Source organism: Microcoleus sp. S36a_B3, assembly GCF_036700745.1.
Classification (GTDB): domain Bacteria; phylum Cyanobacteriota; class Cyanobacteriia; order Cyanobacteriales; family Microcoleaceae; genus Microcoleus.
In genome coordinates, this window is sequence record NZ_JAUBPN010000033.1 from 1 (window position 1) to 19,001 (window position 19,001).

A 19,001-nucleotide genomic window follows, 5' to 3' on the forward strand; every position below is an offset into this window, starting at 1 on the left:
GCTTGGATGTCTCCGATCGACCAACCTCACGAAAACTTCATGTTCCCAGAAGAAGTTCTTCCTCGCGGTAACGCACTGTAATCAGCGCTAGTTATCAAAAAAGTCAACATTCTCAAAGGATTAAGATAAAGCAATTTAGGTTTTATCCTCAATGTTGAAAAAGCTCCCACCGATTGGTGGGAGCTTTTTTGTTTCGCTTTTTTTGTTTCAAAGCCGCGCATTTCCCGCTTGACACCGAACCCAACAGCCGAGCAATCCGTTCAAAAGCTCGATCGTCCGCTAGCAACTCGAAGAGCGAGCGAAAACCTCGCAGCAGCAGTAATTTGCCCAAAGCTGGCAAAAATATCAATTTGAATTCCCCCAGTTCTAATTCCTTGTGTTATTATAGTAATTGTGATTGCTGGAATGATACTCAGAACGCAGGTTCTTTCAGTAACGCTGGCAATAGCTAGCGCACAAATCCTGACACCAAATCTTGTATTTGGGTCAGGTGCGTTCAAATATAAACCATTTAGTAAAACTTGGAGGTGATGCCCATGATAGAAAGTAGTAAACGCATGGGTCATCAGATTGGAAACTACCGGCTGTGCGCCGGGGCCGCTCACTAGCAGTCAGCCGTCGTTTCCAACGGGAAACGAATTCCACGGGGAACCAGGCTGAGCTAGGGATTCTCCCGGCAGTCAGGTTCTAATCTGAAGACCCGCTAGACCGCTCTCATAAATAGTGTTACATCTTGAGTATTAAAACTTGAGCCTCAACACTATTTTTGAGAGCGGATAGTTTTTTGTAGGATTTTCCGCAGGTGGGCTGTGAATATGCCACACTCATCCCAAAATACCAAAAAAAATATGGCTGACCTACTTAACAATACGGAAATTCAAGAGCGCGCTAGTCAATTGTCAGGCTGGACAGTTGAAGGCAAGCAACTGCAATGTACCCGTTTATTTAAAGATTTTATCGAAGCGATCGCCTTTGTAAATAAATTGGTCGCCCCCTCAGAAACCGCAGGACATCACCCAGATATCAAAATTTCCTACAACAAAGTTACAGTTAACTTGACAACTCACGATGCCGGAGGGTTAACTGAAAAAGACTTTGCGCTAGCCCAAGAAATTTCTACGCTACATTAAAACAGTTCCGCTTTGTGCGACAGGAGCCGCTGCATCTAGCGACAGTCCACAATCGCCACAAGCTCGCCAATAAAAAAATCGACTCTGGGTTAAAATCGGGTGTGAGAAAGTCGAGATGCAAAAAGTCCAATGTTTGACACTCCCCAGCCTAAAGGCGTGGGGATTCTTAATTCATCGACTAACCTTTAAGCGCTATGTCCTTTCGGCAATTCTTAAACTTTTCAACCGTACAAAAGTACCAATTGACGAGCCTAACTCACAGCAACCCCAGAGGGTCTATCTCCACTCATGGTACTAGGATATTAACCTAGAGTTCGGGTATGCCCTACCCTACTTAACAAATAAACTACATTATTTGTTTTCTGGTAAAGAGAATGTGTTAATTCTCTAGCTATTTTAAGAGTTTTCGCTGCTCTGTGTCCAACAATTTGTGCCTGAAAGTGTGTCTTAACTGTTTCACGATGGCAAAGGAGTTTAACCTTGACTATTGTAGTATACTACAAATACAAGCAAGTTTTGGATTTTTAGAAATAGATTTAAGAAATTAAAGCCGTCCTAGAAGAACGGGGTTTTAAACCCAATCTCCCGATAAAAGGCTGTTCGCCATCCTCCGACCATGATCGTATTTGAAAAGCCAGAGTTATTGAACGAGTCTGCTGAAAGAACCGAGCTGATAGAAAAGCTTCTGGATATTGGCGCTGCTCTGTCGAGCGCTCAAGATTTAGGCGGTTTGTTAAATTTAATTTTATCCAAAAGTAGGGAAATTACCAACAGCGATGCGGGCAGCGTTTACTTAGTAGACCGCAGCGACGAACAACCTAAGCTGCTGTTCAAGGTAGCCCAAAACGCTTCTAAACCGAGCCTGTCGTTTAAGGAGTTTGCGCTGCCGCTGACAGACAAAAGTTTGGCAGGTTACGTAGCAATTACAGGTCAAAGTTTGAACCTGTCGGATGCCTACGACTTACCCCCAGCCGTACCTTACCAGCTAGATACCAGTTTTGACAGGGATATTAATTACCGCACTTGCTCGGTAATGGTGTTACCGATGCAAAACAGAGAAGGCGAGACAATCGGCATACTGCAACTGATCAATCGCAAAACAAAGGCAGATGCGGTGCTGACAGCCGAGAATGCCTGGGAATCGACGCAGCAGTATTCTTTGTGGGAAGAAAGAATAGTTCGCTCGCTCGCATCTCAAGCAGCAATCTCGATCGAGCGCAATCATCTCCAAGAAAGTATAGAACATTTGTTCGAGGGCTTCGTCAAAGCCAGCGTGCAAGTCATAGAAGCCAGAGACCCCTGTACCTACGGCCATTCAGAACGAGTAGCAGCCCTGACAGTGCGCCTGTCAGAAGAAGTAAACGCCGTCAGCAACGGATGGCTGCGCTCCGTCTACTTTAACAACCGCCAAATTCAAGAAATTCGCTACGCAGCCTTGCTGCACGATTTTGGTAAAATCGGAGTGCCCGAAGCAGTTTTGACCAAACAGAAAAAGCTCTACCCCGCACAGCTAGAAATCATCCGCCACCGCTTTGGCTTAGCTCAGCGGACAATGGAAATGGAATGCGTCCAGTCTAAATATAAATATTTGCTAGAGCATTCAGCCTACCCAAAACATCCCAGCGAAGAGCCAGAGTGCGTTCAATGCCAGCAAATAGAAAAGCTAGACACTAAACTAGCAGAAGCAAAAACCAGATTGGCTCAATATTGGGAAATTCTGATCGAAGCCAACGAACCTCACATTTTGGCAGAAGAACCCTTAGCTCAACTGCGAGAAATTGCTGGGCAAACTTATAAAGATATCGACGGGGCAGTTAAACCCCTGCTGACTCCCGACGAGATCGTGCAATTGATGGTGTCGAGGGGCAACCTGACAGCGGAAGAACGATCGGCAATAGAATCTCACGTAACTCACACTTACGAATTTCTCAGCCAAATTCCGTGGACAAAAGATTTAAAAAATGTTCCCCAAATCGCCTACGGACACCATGAAAAACTCGACGGTACCGGCTATCCGCGAGGACTGAAAAACTCTGAAATCCCGATTCAGGCGCAATTAATGACAATCGCGGATATTTACGACGCCCTGACAGCGGGCGATCGTCCCTACAAACGAGCTCTGCAGACAGAGGCAGCGATGAAAATTTTGTGGCAAGAAGCAGCTCACAACAAAATCAACGCCGATTTGTTAGAATTGTTCGATTGCCGCCAAGTCTTTAGCGTCCTCGGACACAGCTTGGATGGTAAAGTCGAATCAGCCTAGACGATTCGGGCGTGCTGTGCTAAAAAAGTACAGAGGCGATCGGGCTTTTGGATGCAAGCAGTCAAATCAATCGACAGCCTAAGTCTTGTCAGGTTTTGAGGCAGTCGATGGCAGGGTAAAAAATACGCCCTCAGCAGCAGCCGATCGCATCCATACACTCAGTCAGACCAAAAGAATCAAAAGAAAAAGTGAATTTTAGGTCTTTTTTTGCAGTATGCTAGTGGAGCAACTACTGACGGCATAGAAGACTAGAAAAGTTTCTCTGTAATCGGTGTGAGGATGAGAGTGAATATGTCGAAATTTTTGTGGAGTTACCTATTAATCAGCCCAGCAGTCTTAGGAGCTACCCTAGTAGTTTCTTCGAGCGCGATGGCAGCAAACGCTCAGCCCGGTGCTGATGCGCTCAAGCCTCAAGCTGCCAAAGCTGAAACTGCTGAAACCTCGGAAGCGAAAGTTAATGCTGTAGCAGCGGTTGACGAAACTACTGCAGCAGCCGATCGAATCGCAGAAAATTCCCCAGCCGCTGGCATCGAAACAGAGCCAGCGATTGCAGCTTCAGGCACGGCTGCAACAGAAAGCGCGATCGCCACAGCCAACACAGCCCCCGCAGCGGAAAATCCCGAAGCGGCAGCACCAAAACCTGCAACTGAATCTCTAGCAGCAGTTGAGCCCACAGTCGCTCAACCGGTAGAAAATTCAGCGGCTGCGAAACTAGAAAATCCAGCCCCGACAGCTACGGCTATCCCAGAGATACTCGGTGCAGTTCAATTAGAAACTACCGCCCCGGCAGCGGGAGCCCCGGCAGAACCAACAGCGGCAGCGCCAGCAGAACAAACAGCACAGGCTGAACCTGTAGCCCAAACAGCACAGGCTGAACCTGTAGCCCAAACTGTCGCACCAGAAGCTCAAAACCCAGCCGCCACATTAGAGCAGCTCAATCAGTACAGCAGCGAAGGTGCAGCAGGTGGCGAAACTCAAGGTCAAGTCACCTCAGTATCTCAACTTTCTGACGTGCGACCTACAGACTGGGCATTCCAAGCACTGCAATCCCTAGTCGAGCGCTACGGCTGTATTGCCGGGTATCCCGACGGCACATTCCGCGGCAACCGGGCAATGACCCGCTACGAATTCGCAGCCGGTTTAAACGCTTGCTTAGACAAGGTTAGCGAGCTGATCAGAGCAGGCAGCGGCAACTTAGCTACGAAAGATGACTTGGCAGCCCTCCAACGGCTCCAAGAAGAATTTGCAGCAGAACTGGCAACCCTGCGCGGCCGCGTCGATGCTCTCGAATCTCGGACATCCGAACTCGAAGCCAACCAATTCTCAACTACTACCAAGCTGACTGGGGAAGCAATTTTTGCCCTCAGCGACGACTTTGGTGGCAACGATGGCTTGTTTGGCAGAGGCAATGACAGGATCGTCGGCAAGGGTAACAATGAGACCGTCTTCCAACAGCGGGTACGTCTCAACTTAAATACCAGCTTTACCGGCAGAGACTTGTTACTTACCAGACTTCAAGTCGGCAACGGTCAAAGATTTAACCTTGGGGCTACCAGCGAAGGCACTCAAACTTGGAACGTAGTCGGCAGAACCGACAACGTTGTTGCCCTAGACAGCTTGTTATACAAGTTTCCTGTAGGTCAAAACCTGAACGTTACCCTGGCAGCTAACGCTGGCGTTTGGGACGACATTATGCCGACTGTCAACCCTTACTTTGAAGACTATGACGGTGGCAACGGCTCCCTGAGCGCCTTCGGACAGCGCAACCCGATTTACCGCTTGGGTGGCGGTGCGGGTATCGGCTTTGACTATGCCTTCGGTGGCAGAGGCTTGCTGGGCGGCGTGTTCGGCCCGACTTCTCTGTCCTTCGGCTATTTGGCCTCAAGTGCAGCCAGTCCTGCTAAGGGTTCAGGCTTGTTCAACGGCGACTACGCGGCGATGGGCCAGTTGACTTTTACCCCCGGACGCAACTTGCAAGTTGCTTTCAACTACAACCACGGTTACTTTAGCCGAGGTAACTTCGGGTTTGACAATGCTTTGGGAAGCGGCCCCGATAATCTCGGCGGTTTCACTGGTACCGGTGTGGCTAATTCCCTCAACGGTTTGAGCGACGGCTTCCCCGGTTTCCGGGCTCGCAAAGTGGTCAGCAACTCCTACGGCGCTCAGGCTTCTTTCCGTCTCAGCCCGAGATTTATAATTGGCGGCTGGGGTGGTTTAACGAATGCTCGCATTCTCGGCATCGGCGATGCGAAAATTTGGAACTACGCTGTCACCTTGGCTTTGCCTGATTTAGGAAAAGAAGGCAACTTGCTGGGCTTTGTGGTAGGTCGCGAGCCTTACTTGGATAAACTTGATGCTCCCGGCAATTTGGATAACTTCAGAAATGACCAGTCGTGGCACTTTGAAGGCTTCTACAAGCTCAAGGTTTCCGATAACATTGCTGTGACTCCGGGCGTCATTTGGATTACTAACCCCAATCAAAACGATCGCAACGATGACATCATTATTGGTACTCTGAGAACTACTTTTACGTTCTAAGAGCGGGTGAAAGAAAGGCAGGACGGGTCAAACTCTCTCTGCTAATTCTAGCCAAATTTAGCCCTGCTTCCGGCAGGGCTTTTTTGTGCGCGAGACTAATTTGGGGCCCGCAAGCAATTGAAAATTAAACGAGCAATTGCATAAATCACGGGATCGATCCTTTAACCGCAGATGTAAGGTAGATAAACGCAGATGGACGCAGATAATTTGCTGATCGGAGAGCGAATGAAAACAATGCAAGTCTCCGATCATTCCTCGACTCTAATATCATGTGCGGTCGATTGACATATCTCAAATTGGATCGCGCGTGGGGAATGCGAGTCCGCAATCAGGGAGCGTACTCGCATTCCCCACTACGAAGGGTTTTTGTTATGGTAATCGACCAGACATTAGATGAAACCCGGTTTGTTGAGAGAAGATTGTAGAAATTTATGAAAGTCGATTAAGTTCAGTGGAAAACCGGAGTATAATAACAATTGAGGAATTAAAATTTTGAACTCAACATTGAGGAAAATTTTAAGATCGGACTTCGGAGTCTAGAATTCAGGTATTTGAAGCAATATGGTAGAACTCTCCTGTAAAAGCGAATACGCAATCTTAGCTTTGCTAGAGCTTGCCGATTGCTACGACGAGGGCGAACCCCTGCAAATTCGCCAGATAGCGGCTCAGCAAAATATTCCCGATCGATATTTAGAACAGTTACTGGCTACAATGAGACGCTGCGGGCTGATTCGCAGCCAGCGAGGTGCTAAGGGCGGTTATATCTTGGCGAGGGAACCCTGGAAAATTACACTGCTGGAAATTATTAACTGTCTCGAAGGCTCAGAATTAGATCGCTCCCAAAAAGACTCGCCGGCTCAAACGGTAGAAAGTGCTGTAATTTGGGAAGTTTGGCAAGAAGCGCGATCGACTGCCAACTCGGTTTTGCAAAAATATACGCTACAGGATCTGTGCGAAAAGCGCAATGGCAGGCGGCAGCTCGATATTATGTATTACATCTAGTTACTATTGCCAACGAGCAATTAACAATTTACTCTCAACAAACAGACAAAGATTATGCGTATTGCTGGCGACATTACAGAATTGGTCGGACACACACCCCTGGTGCAACTCAACCGCATTCCCCAAGCCGAAGGCTGCTTGGCTCGAATCGTGGTCAAACTCGAAGGCATGAATCCGGCAGCATCGGTAAAAGACCGGATTGGTGTCAGTATGGTCAATCAAGCCGAGGCCGAAGGGCTGATTACTCCAGGAAAAACGGTTTTAGTAGAACCGACTTCTGGCAATACCGGAATTGCTTTGGCAATGGTGGCGGCGGCAAAGGGCTACCAGTTGATTTTGACAATGCCGGATACGATGAGCACGGAACGCCGATCGATGCTGCGAGCTTACGGAGCCCAACTAGAACTGACTCCCGGCATTGAGGGCATGAGTGGCTGCATCCGCCGCGCTCAAGAAATTGTGGACAAAACTCCGAATGCGTATATGTTGCAGCAGTTTCGGAATCCAGCCAACCCGGAGGTTCACCGTTCGACAACGGCTGAGGAAATTTGGGCAGATACCGACGGTGAGGTGGATTTCCTGATTTCTGGAGTCGGCACTGGTGGCACGATTACGGGTGTTGCAGAGGTACTCAAGTCGCGGAAACCCGAGTTTAAGGCGATCGCCGTTGAGCCGGCCAACAGTCAGGTACTGTCGGGCGGAAAGCCAGGGCCTCACAAAATTCAAGGTATTGGTGCGGGTTTTGTGCCGCCAGTGCTGAATGTGGAGGCGATCGACGAGGTGATAATTGTTACCGATGACGAGGCGATCGCCTACGGGCGTCGCTTAGCCAGAGAAGAAGGACTTTTGTCGGGTATTTCCAGCGGTGCGGCACTCTGTGCGGCCTTAAAAGTCGGCAAGCGTCCAGAAAATGCCGGGAAATTGATTGTGATGATTCAGCCTAGCTTTGGCGAACGCTATCTGAGCACTCCCTTGTTCCAAGATCCAGAACTCAATCTAGCGGTGGCTGTCAACTAAATCAGCTTCCGGCGCAAGTCGCAGCAACTTTTAGCAGGGTGTAGAGTTTACGCCCTGCTGTTGTTTGTAGTGAGGAATGCAAGTCCTGATTAATATCAAATTTGCAGAAAGAATATTGTCGGCAATCGCAATTGTGCCAGCCAGAGGAATGCAAGTCCTGTTTAACTCAAATCCGTCAAGAGAAGACCAAAGTCGGATGCTGCGAACTTTTTCAAGACTCAATATTTTTATAAAATGGATTTATAATAATTTGAAAACAAAAGTTTTTTACCGACAACTTTTGACATTCATATCAAATAAATAACTAATACTTTAGCAAAAAGTGATATTTTTGTCAAGAACTTTTTCGCAGATTATCTAGATTTCAAGGAAATAAGAGCGTGTCTTCCGTTAGCAATCACTACAAAACCCTAAAAATTAGCCCAACAGCAACACAAGCCGAGATTAAACAAGCATACCGCCGTTTAGTCAAACTATTTCATCCAGATAGCCAGAGTAAAATAGCCGGTCACGAAGAAATTATCCGTCTCAATGCAGCCTATGAAATATTAGGAGATGCCAAGCAAAGACAATCCTACGATCGCCAAATTTCCCCAGAAAGCGAAGAATTGCGATCGCCCAGCGCGTCCAACTTCAGCCGCCAGCGACAACAAACAGCGCGGGATGCCGACGAACAAATGGAACAGTGGCTGATTAAAGTATATAAACCAGTCAATAGAATGCTCAACAACATTTTGAAGCCGCTGAAAAAGGAAATAAACGAATTGTCAGCAGATCCGTTCGATGACGAACTGATAGAAAAGTTTCAAGCCTATATCGATACCAGCCGCGAATTTCTTGAAAAAGCTCATAACAGTCTTAGATCGATGCCCAATCCATCTAATCTAGCCGGAGTAGCCGCCCATCTCTACTATTGTATCAATCAAGTCGGCGATGGCATAGAAGAATTGTATTTATTTACCCTCAATTATGACGATCGCCACTTGCACACAGGTCAAGAACTGTTTAGAATTGCCTCTAAACTACGACGGGAAGCACAGGATGAATTAAAAATGAGAACTTAGTTAGTTGAAGGAGAGGGGGAGAATGGGAGAGGGGGAGAATGGAAGAGGGGGAGAGGGGGAGAGGGGGAGAATGGGAGAGGGGGAGAATGGGAGAGAGAGGGGAGAGGGGGAGAGGGGGAGAGAGAGGGGAGAGGGGGAGAGGGGGAGAATGGGAGAGAGAGGGAGAGGGGGAGAATTGCCCAATTCCCAATTCCCAATTCCCAATTCCCAATGACTAATGATTAATGATTAATGACTAATGACTAATGACTAATGACTAATGACTAATGACTAATGACTAATGACTAATGACTAATGACTACTGACTACTGACTACTGACTAATGACTACTAAATCCCAAAAAGAACTTGAATTCGTTTCCTAATTTTAATAAAAGGAGCTTGTTCTAGAGAATCACCATATAACAATCCCAAATCTCTCAAAGCTTGCTGGCGTTCCGACAATTTTTGAGCAATCTGATCTGCTAAATTCGGCTGTTCAATTAAAAGTTTTTGCAAGTCGTGGCGTTCCACAACAAACAAAATTGAATCTTCGCTAGTTTTAACAGTCGCCGTTCTCGGAGTTCCCAACAGCAAAGAAATTTCCCCAAAAAACTCGCCCTCGTGAAGCGTCGCAATATACTGATCTGTTTTTTGAGAAAGAACTTCTACAGCCCCGGAAAGAATAATATAAAAAGAATCGCCAGGGGCATTTTCTTTACAGACAATCTGTCCCGCTGGAAACATTTGTCGGTAGCCATATTCAATTAACTGTCGCAGTTCTAAATCCGTACACTGTTCAAAATAAGTAACTCGCCGCAACAAGTCTCGCAGAGTCCAATTATTAGGTGCTTTACCAGGGGTGATATGTTCAGAGATGCTGGAATTAGATTTGAGTTCGGCTGAATTTTTAGTATTTTGCGGAACAACTTTTCCATTGGAATTATCGTCTTTGTCATGGTGAAAAGCTTGAGTTAACTCGTGGGGATTTCGCAGCCATAAATCGTGCTGGGGAAAGGGGATTTCGATATTTCGGTGGCGCAATTCGTAATCTATTAAAAAATTGATTGCACTTATAATGGCATCGCTTTCCTGTGGCTGGTCAATCCAAACTAAAAGTTCAAAATTTAAAGCATTGTCTCCAAAACCGCTAAACCATACTTTAGGAGAAGGATGGGACAAGACATTCGATGCCATCCGCGCCGCCACTAATAGCGCTTCGGTAACTATTACTGGGTCAGTGCCGTAAGCAACGCCGACGGGGATGTGAAGGCGGCATTTTGGGTCTCTATAACTCCAGTTAATAATGTTAGTTTCGACAAACCTGATGTTGGGTATTATTACAAATAGCCCATCAATTGTTTTGATAATTGTGGAGCGGATAGAAATATTTTCTACTGTTCCTAAGAGGCGGTCAATTTCAATAAAGTCTCCGACTCTAATTTGCTGCTCGAATAGCAGGGTGATACCGCTAATAAAATTGCTGGCAAGATTTTGCAACCCGAAGCCGAAACCAATGCCCACTACGCCAGCTAAGACGGTGAGAGAAGTGAGGTTGATGCCGGCAGCTTGCAGGACGAAAATACAGCCGAGAGTTGCTAAAATATAGCTAATGATGGTGGCAATTGATTCTCGGCTGCCGCGATCAAATCTCATCCGAACTAGGAGGCTGCGCTTGATTCCTTCGCTGACGATCCGAGCTACAATGAAGGCAAATATAGCTAAGATTATTATTTTGACGATCGCACTAACGGACAGATGAGTGTCGCCGATATAAAATAGCGGAGTGCCCATCGCAGCGGATAAATGTTGAAAAAAGCGATCGGCTCGTACAGTAATCCAATTCATGAAGATTTCGTCATTCGTAATTAGTTTTGCTCGCAACTGAACCGGAAACTGCTAACTATTGCAGAGCTTAGGCGAAAAATTATAAATGGGGAGTTCCCTCTGTTGCAAAAAGTACGCGCAGCGCAGCTATCCCTCGCGGGGCCAATCGAAAATGGGATAACCCATCCCTTAGCAACGGATGAGGAAAAACTGTTTTGTAGCAGTAGCAGTATTTTCTGTATTTTCTGCCCGATATCTGTGTTGTGGCGCACAATAAGCCATGCTACTCTCGCGGCGACTGGTTGGCAATATCTCGAAAATTGGTATAAATTCAAGTAAAGCACCCTCAAGTAATCGAAAAATTCCCGCAAAAATTAGTTTATCCTTAAGAAGTCAGTTCTTTACAGAACTTAACAAGCTTATCCTAATTGACTTTTATGCAGTGCATCATCAATCGTCGGGCACAGTTTTCGGCGAGTCATCGTTACTGGCTACCGGAGTTGAGCGAAGCCGAGAACTTTGAGCGGTTTGGCCCAACAGCCCGCGCACCGGGACACGGACACAATTACGTTCTTTACGTTTCCATGATAGGAAAACTCGACGAGTACGGCATGGTGCTCAACCTGTCTGATGTCAAACACGTCATCAAGCGGGAAGTTACCAAGGATCTCGATTTTTCCTACCTTAACGAAGCGTGGCCGGAATTTGAGCAGACTCTGCCAACTACCGAAAACATAGCACGGCAAATTTGGCTGCGGCTAGCTCCTCATTTGCCTGTGAACAAAATTCAATTGTTTGAACACCCGGAACTTTGGGCTGAATATTTAGGAAACGGCATGGAAGCTTATCTAACTCTGTCAACTCATTTTAGCGCCGCCCATCGGTTGGCTCGTCCCGATTTGAGCTTTGAAGAAAACTCGGAAATTTATGGCAAATGTGCTCGTCCTAACGGTCACGGTCACAACTATCATTTAGAAGTGACTGTGAAAGGGGAAATTGATCCGCGCACTGGCATGATTGCTGATTTGGGAGCTTTGCAAAAAGCCGTTGACGATTATGTTGTTGAACCCTTCGATCACACTTTTTTAAATAAGGATATTGCTTATTTTGAGAAGGTTGTGCCGACGGCGGAAAATATTGCGGTTCGGATCGGGCAATTGTTGCGATCGCCCGTGAGGGAATTGGGCGCAGAGTTGCACAAGATCAAGCTGATTGAAAGTCCGAATAATAGCTGCGAAATTTTCGGTGCAGATTTAGATGCAGCGGATGTCGCGCGCCAGAAACCGTCAGCCGTTTTAGCTGGGGTTTAGAGTTAAAAATCGGGTTTTTTGGGGCGGTTTCACCCGGATTTGCAGCTAATTGTGCAGATTGGTGAAGCCGCCCCAACGATTAAATTGGACGATCGCATTTTTGGCAATTTACCGACAATTCGGGCGAGCGAAGTTGGTTGGGGCGGGACAAGTTTATAGATATTTTGGTTAGGAAGTTAAGATTTTGAGAAGGGGCGCATAAAAGGCTGTTGATGATTCCGAGGGCGATTTCAGCCGGATCGGGTACCAGAATAAATTCTTTCACCGAAGTTATAGAGCTACAATTATTGGCACTTTTCCTGACAAGTCAGACACAGCCCGTATTTTGGAGATAGTAGCATCATCGCCAGCATTCCTCATCTCAGTTATTGTAACTGCTGAGACTATGAGGTCGATCGCTGACAAACAAGCACTAATTTCTCCTAGGTGAGTTGACGTTTATGCGAGTCTCAAATGTAGCTCTCTTGACTCTGGCCGCCCTCGCATCCCAGAATGTAACAGCTAATACTAGCGCCGCTCCTGCTGCACCTCCCGCCTCTGGAGGGATACCGCAGGCCAGCAAATTTGTTGATGCCATAAATAATATCGCCTCCCGTCCGGCGGAGTCAATGAGCGCGCCGGAGACGATCGCCCACGAACAATTTTCCCCGCGAATTGCGGTAAAATCCCCTGCAGGTTTGCTAGTAGCCGCCGCCGGGCCGGAGTTATCTCCAGCAGTAAAAACCAAGGCGAATACTGCTGCTCAATCCGGCGATGAATTAACACAATCTTTACAAGAAACCTGGCTGGCTAAATTAATTGAAACCGGAGTTGAAAGCAATCCCCAAGTTCGCGACGCTTTCGATTTTCTTGCCCTGCGTACTGACAGTAATGCTGAATCGGGATATGGTTTTAATAACACCATAGCTCTGCTGAATATTTTGCTAATTCTTGGTACTATCTTTCCACCGGCGACACTTGCCTTTTTTTGGACGTTCCGGCGACTGGTAGTCAGACAGTTGGTTGCTGATGCCAATCAAAGATTGCAGGGCATTGGTATATTAGAATCAGAGCTAATCAATTCTAGTCAACTGACTCAAAAGTTGAGAGATGAATTAGAATCGCAACTGAGTGCAGCCAAACAATCCATTGATTTTTTAAGTAGAGAAACTGAACTTTCCAAATCTTCCGTCGAGCAAATTGAGACTCTCAAATCTCAATTTCTCATGCACCTCCAAGTTTTGTTAACAGAAGTTTACGAGAAAAAATCTGAAATTGTTCAAGAAATATCCCAACTTCCTGCAGTTGTTGCCAAAGAAGCTGTCAAACTCGCACCTCAACCGCAGTTAAACAATTCGCAAAATTCGGAAACAGCACCTGGTAGCGCAGCAAATATGATTGCTGATGATTACATCAAGCAAGGTGAAGGGCTTTATTTTCAAGGCAATTATGATGAGGCAGTAGTCTGCTTTGAAAAAGCTATTTTAATGAATAAGAATGTGGATGAGGCTTGGTATTGGCGCGGAAATGTGTTAATAAAATTGCAGCGCTATGAAGAAGCGATCGCCTGTTACGACCAAGCAATATCGATGAAACCGGATTGTTGGGAAGCGTGGTATAATAAAGCGAATTTGCTGGCAAAATTGCAGAAGTATGAAGAGGCGATCGCCTGTTACGAGCAAGCAAGTGCCAGCGAGTCCTACACATACGCCTGTTGGCACAGCATAGCAGCTTTGTTGGGTAAACTGCGGCACTACGAAGAAGCGATCGCCAGTTACGATCGCGCCCTCGCCATCAAAACAACCGACAGCGAAATCTGGCACAATCGAGGCGCGATGCTGGGCAAAATACAGCAAAACGCCGCAGCAGTTGATTCCTACGATCGCGCTCTTGCCCTCAATCCCAACAGATACGAAACTTGGTACAATCGAGGCAATGTGCTGTGGAGATTGCTCCGCTACATTGATGCTGTTGATTCTTACGATCGGGCTTTGGACATCCGAGCTGACAAATACGAAGTTTGGTACAATAAAGGCGCAGTGCTCGGAAAAATGCAGCGCTATCAAGAGGCGATCGCATCCTACGACAAAGCAATTGCCATTAAACCCCAGGATTTTGAAGCGTGGCACAACCGAGGTACAGTTTTCGAGAAACTCTCGCAATACGAAGCAGCAATTGCATCTTACTCCGAAGCAATTAAGCTTAATTCCGAGTGTTACGAAGCTTGGTTTGGTAAAGCCGAAGCCTTAGCAAAATTGCAGCGCCCAGAAGAAGCAGTTGCAGCTTACCAAAAGGCGATCGCGATCAAGCCAGAATCCTACGATGCTTGGCACCAAATGGGTACAGCTTTATCAGAATTAAAGCGTTACGAGGAAGCAATGGCAGCTTACGATCGTGCGATCGCCATCAAGCCCGAAAATGCCGAAGCTTGGCGCGATCGAGGTGCAATTGCCTCATAATTCAAGCAGGATTGAGAAGGATTTGTTACGAGCAAAAAAACAATCAAAACTCGCCACAATTCGATGAATTATTCGGCTATTTATATCAATACTCAAAACTATTGATACACCTAAATTATACGGAACAACTACTCGTTACTAGGCTCTGCCTGGTAACGCAGATGCTTTGGCTCTGCCTCCCTTTTCGCAGGCTAGGCTCTTCAAGACAGACATCGATTCCTAGGCTATTAACCAGTTATTGAAAATGATTTAGAATTGCTATAAGCGATCGCAGTTGCTCTTACATAATTTCCCCGGCTCTTCCAAATGAACCAGTTATTTTAATTAATTTAGGAGTGCTATAAATTTTAAAAAATCGTCCTGAAATCGGTTGAATCAATAGAAACATATAGGTTAGCTACTGGCACTTATCGCAATCCACAACGGGCCGAAATTGTGCAGCAAACAAGTATTAGTTTTAATGCAAATCTTTTGCAAACTTCGGGAACATTCATCGAACATTCTCCTTCTTCATTATTAACAGGACATCGAAGCGGAATACAGTTGCCAGAAATCGCAACAGCCTAAAATGTAGGGAGAGATTACCGTATAGGGACAAACAGCAGACTAAATCTTGACATAAATGTCCGGTTTTTTTCTGCAAATCAGTTAATTTAACAACCGCAATCTGACCCTGAAGAATCTCTACAGGTGCTTCTACCAAAAGCAAAAAAAATTAACCTGTGGAGTTAAAAAAAATGGCAAATATAACAGGAACTCTCGGCCCCGATGTGATACCGGGCCTTTTACCAGACGGTCGCGTAATTAGCCTGGGAAACTTACTGAGCGACGATACCATCAGCGGCCTTGACGGCAATGATGCAATCAATGCACTAGACGGAAACGATCTACTTTTCGGCGGCCCCGGCAACGATTTTGTTAACGGCAATGAAGGTAACGACAGCGTTTTTGGCGGCAAAGACGACGACCAAGTTTACGGTGGTAAAGGCAACGACTTAGTTAGAGGCGACATCGGCAATGACAGCGTTTTTGGCAACGACGGAAACGACAGTATGTTCGGTGGTAAAGACAATGACACGATGTTCGGCGGGAAAGGCAACGACTTGATCCTAGGCGACCTCGGCGACGATGTACTTTACGGCGACCTCGGTTCTGATACGATGAGCGGCGGTGGTGGAAATGACATTTTTGCGATCGGGCGAGTCGGCGACGGCAGGCCCACAGCCACCACCGGCGGCCCCGGAGTCTCCGATGCCGACATGATTACCGACTTCCAAGTTGCCGGCAACGATGTCATCCAACTGTTCGGCGGCCTGCAATTTAGCGATTTGCAATTCATCGACGGCACCGGTTCCAACGGCATCAGCATCGGCAACACCCTCGTTCGCGATACCGGCACCGGCGAGTATTTGGTCAACATCCAAGGTTTGACAGCAGCCCAACTGAGCGCGAACCCAGCTTGGTTCCAATCGGCTGGATTCCCGACACCAACGCCGACGCCGACACCGACGCCTGCACCGACACCGACACCTGCACCGACTCCTGCAAGTGTCTTCAGCTTTAGCACAAATAATTACTCTACTCCCGAAGGCAGTCCCGCTACAGTCACAGTGATTCGCACGGGCAATACTTCCGCTCCTGGAAGCATTAGTTTTGGTACTGTTGACGGTTCAGCACTTTCTACTGGCTCGGCTGCTGACTACACTGCTACTACAGGAACTCTGAACTTTTCGGCAGATCAAACTAGCGCGACTTTCACTGTCGCGACTCTGAACGATGCTATTACCGAAGGGCCAGAGACGGTGAATGTATTTCTCAACAGCGGTAATGTGGGTACTGTCAATCCAGCCACAGTGACGATTTTTGATGCTTCAACGTCGGTATCGCCGACTCCGACTCCGACTCCGACTCCTGCACCGACTCCAACGCCTGCGAGTATTTTCCAGTTTGACCAAGCAAGTTACACGGTTAGTGAAGGCGGTGTGGCGACGGTTAACGTTACTCGATCGGGCGGCACTGGTGCGGCGACAATCGGCTACGCTACTGTTGACGGTTCGGCAATTTCTAGCGGGACTGCACCTGATTACAGTGTGGCCGCTGGTTCGCTGAATTTTGCTCCGGGGCAAAATAGCGCTAGTTTCACGATTTCGGCTCTGAGCGACATGATTCTGGAATCGCCGGAAACGGTGAATTTGGTGCTCAGCGGCGGTAATGTGGGCAGCAATCCATCAATCTTGACGATTCAGGATGTGCCCCCTGTCCCGACTCCGACTCCGACTCCTTTTCCAACCCCGACTCCTTTTCCAACCCCGACTCCCGCCCCCACTCCGACGCCTGCTCCCACCCCGACTCCCGGTCAAAGCACGTTTTTCTTCAGTGCGGCTACTTACAGCGCTAATGAGGGTAGCACTGCTCCGGTGACAATCAATCGCGGTGGCGACCTTTCTGCGCCGGCTACGATTTTGTTCAGCACTGGCGACGGTACTGCTATGGCTGCGGGTTCTCAACCCGATTACACGGCTGTAGTTCAAGCGGTGAATTTTGCACCCGGACAAGCTAGCGCGCAAGTTCCGGTTCAAACTTTATTTGATAGCCTCACGGAGTCTACTGAGACGGTGAATTTGTTCTTGAGCGGCGGTAGTTTGGCGAGTCCTTCTGCAGCAGTTTTGTCGATCCTTGATACTACTGCTGTTCCTCCTACTTTCTTCTCTTACGGTTCGTCTCCGGGTTCTGTTTCTGACGGCGCTGCTGGCACTTTTACGATTAACCGCAGCGGCAATACTGGGGTTTCGGCTTCGATCGACTTTTTGATTGTTTCCCCCGGCGGCGGTCAACCTCTGAATAATGTAGACTTCAACATTGTCGGGCCCTATTCTCCGAATTCTTCTGGCGGTTCGGTGAACTTTAATCCCGGTCAAACGAGCGTCAGTCTGACGATTAATAACGCTCCTGGTTTGACTGCTGGGGTAGTGAATTTAGGTTTTGGCCCTGGTTCGATCGGCGCTCCGGCTTCCACTGCAATTACTCTGATTTAGGACTGTTAGTAGGGCGAGCAATTTTTGCTCTACTAATATGTTTCTTGGGTACAGTCAAACCCTTTTTGTTTAAGGTTTGTCTTCTAAATTTTTCCTCTTTTTGCCGCCCCGTTTGGGGCGGTTTTTTTTATGATAAATTTAGAGAAGCTGCAAATAAGGAGAATAGTTATGTCTGTTGAAATGCAAAGACGGCTATTTACAGTCCAAGAATATCACTTGATGAATGAGTGTGGTGTGTTTGGTGAAAATGAACGAGTCGAACTTATAGAAGGAGAAATTATCCAAATGGCAGCAATTGGTAGGCGTCACGCCGCCCGTGTCGATCGCCTTGCAGAGTTTTTTGGCGATCGGGTGCGAAAACGTGCTATTATCCGGGTTCAAAATCCGATTAGCCTTGGATCGGGATCTGAGCCTCAACCTGATATTGCTTTAGTACAACGTCGCGCTGATTTTTACGAAGAATCGCTGCCAAATAGCGAGGATATTTTGCTGTTACTTGAGGTTTCAGATAGCACGGTTAATTACGATCGCGATGTGAAAGTACCTAATTATTCACGTTCTGGGATTCAGGAAGTTTGGTTGTGGGATTTAGAGGCTAATTGTTTAGAAGTTTATCGCAACCCGACGGCAAATGGCTACATTTCAGTGCAAAAATTTGAGCGGAGAGAAACTGTTTCGCCCTTGGCTTTTCCCGACTTTGTAGTGAGTATTGATGGAATTTTGGGTTAGGGGGATGAGCTAGTATTAGTTGGAAGATGACTGGTAACAAAACTCAGCTTGAATTGACTGCGAAAAAAGGAGGAAATTTATGTCTGTTCAGATCCAAAGACGGCTATTTACAGTGCAAGAATATCACTTGATGAGTGAGGCTGGCGTATTTAGAGATAATGAACGAGTAGAACTTATCGAAGGAGAAATTATCCAAATGGCAGCAATTGGTAGGCGCCACGCCGCCCGTGTCGATCGCCTTGCACGAATGTTCAGCCACATTCCAGAGTCCCTAGTTATTTTTAGAGTGCAAAATCCTATTTGCCTTAATGATAACTCAGAACCGCAACCTGATATTGCTTTAGTGAAACCCCGCGCCGACTTTTATGAAGAATCGCTGCCAAATAGCGAGGATATTTTACTGTTGGTAGAGGTAGCAGATAGTACGGTTAATTATGACCGCGATGTGAAAGTACCGAATTATGCGCGATCGGGCATTCAGGAAGTTTGGTTGTGGGATCTTGAGGTTAATTGTTTAGAAGTTTACCGCGATGCGACGGCTGATGGCTACACTTCAATGCAAAAATTTGAGCGGGGAGAACAAGTTTCGCCGCTGGCGTTTCCTGAGTTTGTAGTGAGTATTGATTTAATCTTGGGTTAAAATAGCCCGCTTAAACTAACTGTTGAAAAA

The 19,001-nt window shown here is 46.9% G+C and carries 14 protein-coding genes; 12 read left to right on the forward strand and 2 right to left on the reverse strand.

The genetic code is table 11. The annotated features are described in order from the left end of the window. Positions 1-148 precede the first annotated feature (148 nt). Entirely contained in the window at positions 149-349 is a 201-nt protein-coding gene (locus QUA01_RS24000; RefSeq protein WP_333092967.1) for a hypothetical protein, read from the reverse strand. A 499-nt stretch (positions 350-848) separates the two neighbouring features. Here QUA01_RS24000 and QUA01_RS24005 point away from each other — a divergent pair, with 499 nt between their 5' ends. From QUA01_RS24005 to QUA01_RS24030, 6 genes are all read left to right on the forward strand, one after another. Beyond that, positions 849-1,130 carry a 4a-hydroxytetrahydrobiopterin dehydratase gene (locus QUA01_RS24005; protein ID WP_333092966.1) on the forward strand — a complete coding sequence of 94 codons (282 nt, stop codon included), beginning with the start codon at positions 849-851 and terminating at the stop codon, positions 1,128-1,130. 616 nt (positions 1,131-1,746) lie between these two features. After that, positions 1,747-3,393 carry an HD domain-containing phosphohydrolase gene (locus tag QUA01_RS24010; protein ID WP_333092965.1) on the forward strand — a complete coding sequence of 549 codons (1,647 nt, stop codon included), beginning with the start codon at positions 1,747-1,749 and terminating at the stop codon, positions 3,391-3,393. Positions 3,394-3,684: 291 nt separating this feature from the next. Next, positions 3,685-5,931, forward strand: a complete 2,247-nt coding sequence (locus QUA01_RS24015) for an iron uptake porin (RefSeq protein WP_333092964.1) — start codon at positions 3,685-3,687, stop codon at positions 5,929-5,931. 561 nt (positions 5,932-6,492) lie between these two features. Next, positions 6,493-6,933 (forward strand): RrF2 family transcriptional regulator, encoded by a 441-nt coding sequence (locus QUA01_RS24020; RefSeq protein WP_333092963.1) that lies wholly within the window; start codon positions 6,493-6,495, stop codon positions 6,931-6,933. 54 nt (positions 6,934-6,987) lie between these two features. Further along, complete coding sequence (gene cysK, locus QUA01_RS24025; RefSeq protein WP_333092962.1) at positions 6,988-7,950, forward strand: cysteine synthase A; 963 nt, start codon at positions 6,988-6,990, stop codon at positions 7,948-7,950. A 380-nt stretch (positions 7,951-8,330) separates the two neighbouring features. Further along, positions 8,331-9,014, forward strand: coding sequence for a J domain-containing protein (locus QUA01_RS24030; RefSeq protein WP_333092961.1), 684 nt, complete (start codon positions 8,331-8,333; stop codon positions 9,012-9,014). Between the two features lie 329 nt (positions 9,015-9,343). Here QUA01_RS24030 and QUA01_RS24035 read toward each other — a convergent pair whose 3' ends face one another. Next, positions 9,344-10,840, reverse strand: a complete 1,497-nt coding sequence (locus QUA01_RS24035; protein ID WP_333092960.1) for a cyclic nucleotide-binding domain-containing protein — start codon at positions 10,838-10,840, stop codon at positions 9,344-9,346. Positions 10,841-11,256: 416 nt separating this feature from the next. Here QUA01_RS24035 and QUA01_RS24040 point away from each other — a divergent pair, with 416 nt between their 5' ends. The 6 genes from QUA01_RS24040 to QUA01_RS24065 all read left to right on the forward strand — a co-directional run bounded on the left by QUA01_RS24040 (position 11,257) and on the right by QUA01_RS24065 (position 18,971). Then, positions 11,257-12,129, forward strand: coding sequence for a 6-carboxytetrahydropterin synthase (locus QUA01_RS24040; protein WP_333092959.1), 873 nt, complete (start codon positions 11,257-11,259; stop codon positions 12,127-12,129). An 18-nt stretch (positions 12,130-12,147) separates the two neighbouring features. Next, positions 12,148-12,288, forward strand: coding sequence for a hypothetical protein (locus tag QUA01_RS24045; RefSeq protein ID WP_333092958.1), 141 nt, complete (start codon positions 12,148-12,150; stop codon positions 12,286-12,288). 281 nt (positions 12,289-12,569) lie between these two features. Beyond that, on the forward strand, positions 12,570-14,567 hold the full coding sequence (locus QUA01_RS24050) for a tetratricopeptide repeat protein (RefSeq protein ID WP_333092957.1): 1,998 nt from the start codon (positions 12,570-12,572) through the stop codon (positions 14,565-14,567). Between the two features lie 737 nt (positions 14,568-15,304). Beyond that, positions 15,305-17,602 carry a Calx-beta domain-containing protein gene (locus QUA01_RS24055; protein WP_333092956.1) on the forward strand — a complete coding sequence of 766 codons (2,298 nt, stop codon included), beginning with the start codon at positions 15,305-15,307 and terminating at the stop codon, positions 17,600-17,602. Between the two features lie 168 nt (positions 17,603-17,770). Further along, positions 17,771-18,331 carry a Uma2 family endonuclease gene (locus QUA01_RS24060; protein ID WP_333092955.1) on the forward strand — a complete coding sequence of 187 codons (561 nt, stop codon included), beginning with the start codon at positions 17,771-17,773 and terminating at the stop codon, positions 18,329-18,331. A 79-nt stretch (positions 18,332-18,410) separates the two neighbouring features. After that, a complete protein-coding gene (locus QUA01_RS24065) occupies positions 18,411-18,971 on the forward strand; it encodes a Uma2 family endonuclease (protein WP_333092954.1) in 561 nt (186 codons plus the stop codon). Positions 18,972-19,001 lie beyond the last annotated feature (30 nt).

What these genes read in the sequence shown, in the direction of transcription:
- QUA01_RS24015 (WP_333092964.1), top strand. Translation starts at nt 3,685, where the DNA reads ATGTCGAAATTTTTGTGGAGTTACCTATTAATCAGCCCAGCAGTCTTA.
- QUA01_RS24050 (WP_333092957.1), top strand. Translation starts at nt 12,570, where the DNA reads ATGCGAGTCTCAAATGTAGCTCTCTTGACTCTGGCCGCCCTCGCATCC.
- QUA01_RS24055 (WP_333092956.1), top strand. Translation starts at nt 15,305, where the DNA reads ATGGCAAATATAACAGGAACTCTCGGCCCCGATGTGATACCGGGCCTT.
- QUA01_RS24065 (WP_333092954.1), top strand. Translation starts at nt 18,411, where the DNA reads ATGTCTGTTCAGATCCAAAGACGGCTATTTACAGTGCAAGAATATCAC.
- QUA01_RS24035 (WP_333092960.1), bottom strand. Translation starts at nt 10,840, where the DNA reads ATGAATTGGATTACTGTACGAGCCGATCGCTTTTTTCAACATTTATCC.
- cysK (WP_333092962.1), top strand. Translation starts at nt 6,988, where the DNA reads ATGCGTATTGCTGGCGACATTACAGAATTGGTCGGACACACACCCCTG.
- QUA01_RS24005 (WP_333092966.1), top strand. Translation starts at nt 849, where the DNA reads ATGGCTGACCTACTTAACAATACGGAAATTCAAGAGCGCGCTAGTCAA.
- QUA01_RS24040 (WP_333092959.1), top strand. Translation starts at nt 11,257, where the DNA reads ATGCAGTGCATCATCAATCGTCGGGCACAGTTTTCGGCGAGTCATCGT.
- QUA01_RS24010 (WP_333092965.1), top strand. Translation starts at nt 1,747, where the DNA reads ATGATCGTATTTGAAAAGCCAGAGTTATTGAACGAGTCTGCTGAAAGA.
- QUA01_RS24060 (WP_333092955.1), top strand. Translation starts at nt 17,771, where the DNA reads ATGTCTGTTGAAATGCAAAGACGGCTATTTACAGTCCAAGAATATCAC.
- QUA01_RS24020 (WP_333092963.1), top strand. Translation starts at nt 6,493, where the DNA reads ATGGTAGAACTCTCCTGTAAAAGCGAATACGCAATCTTAGCTTTGCTA.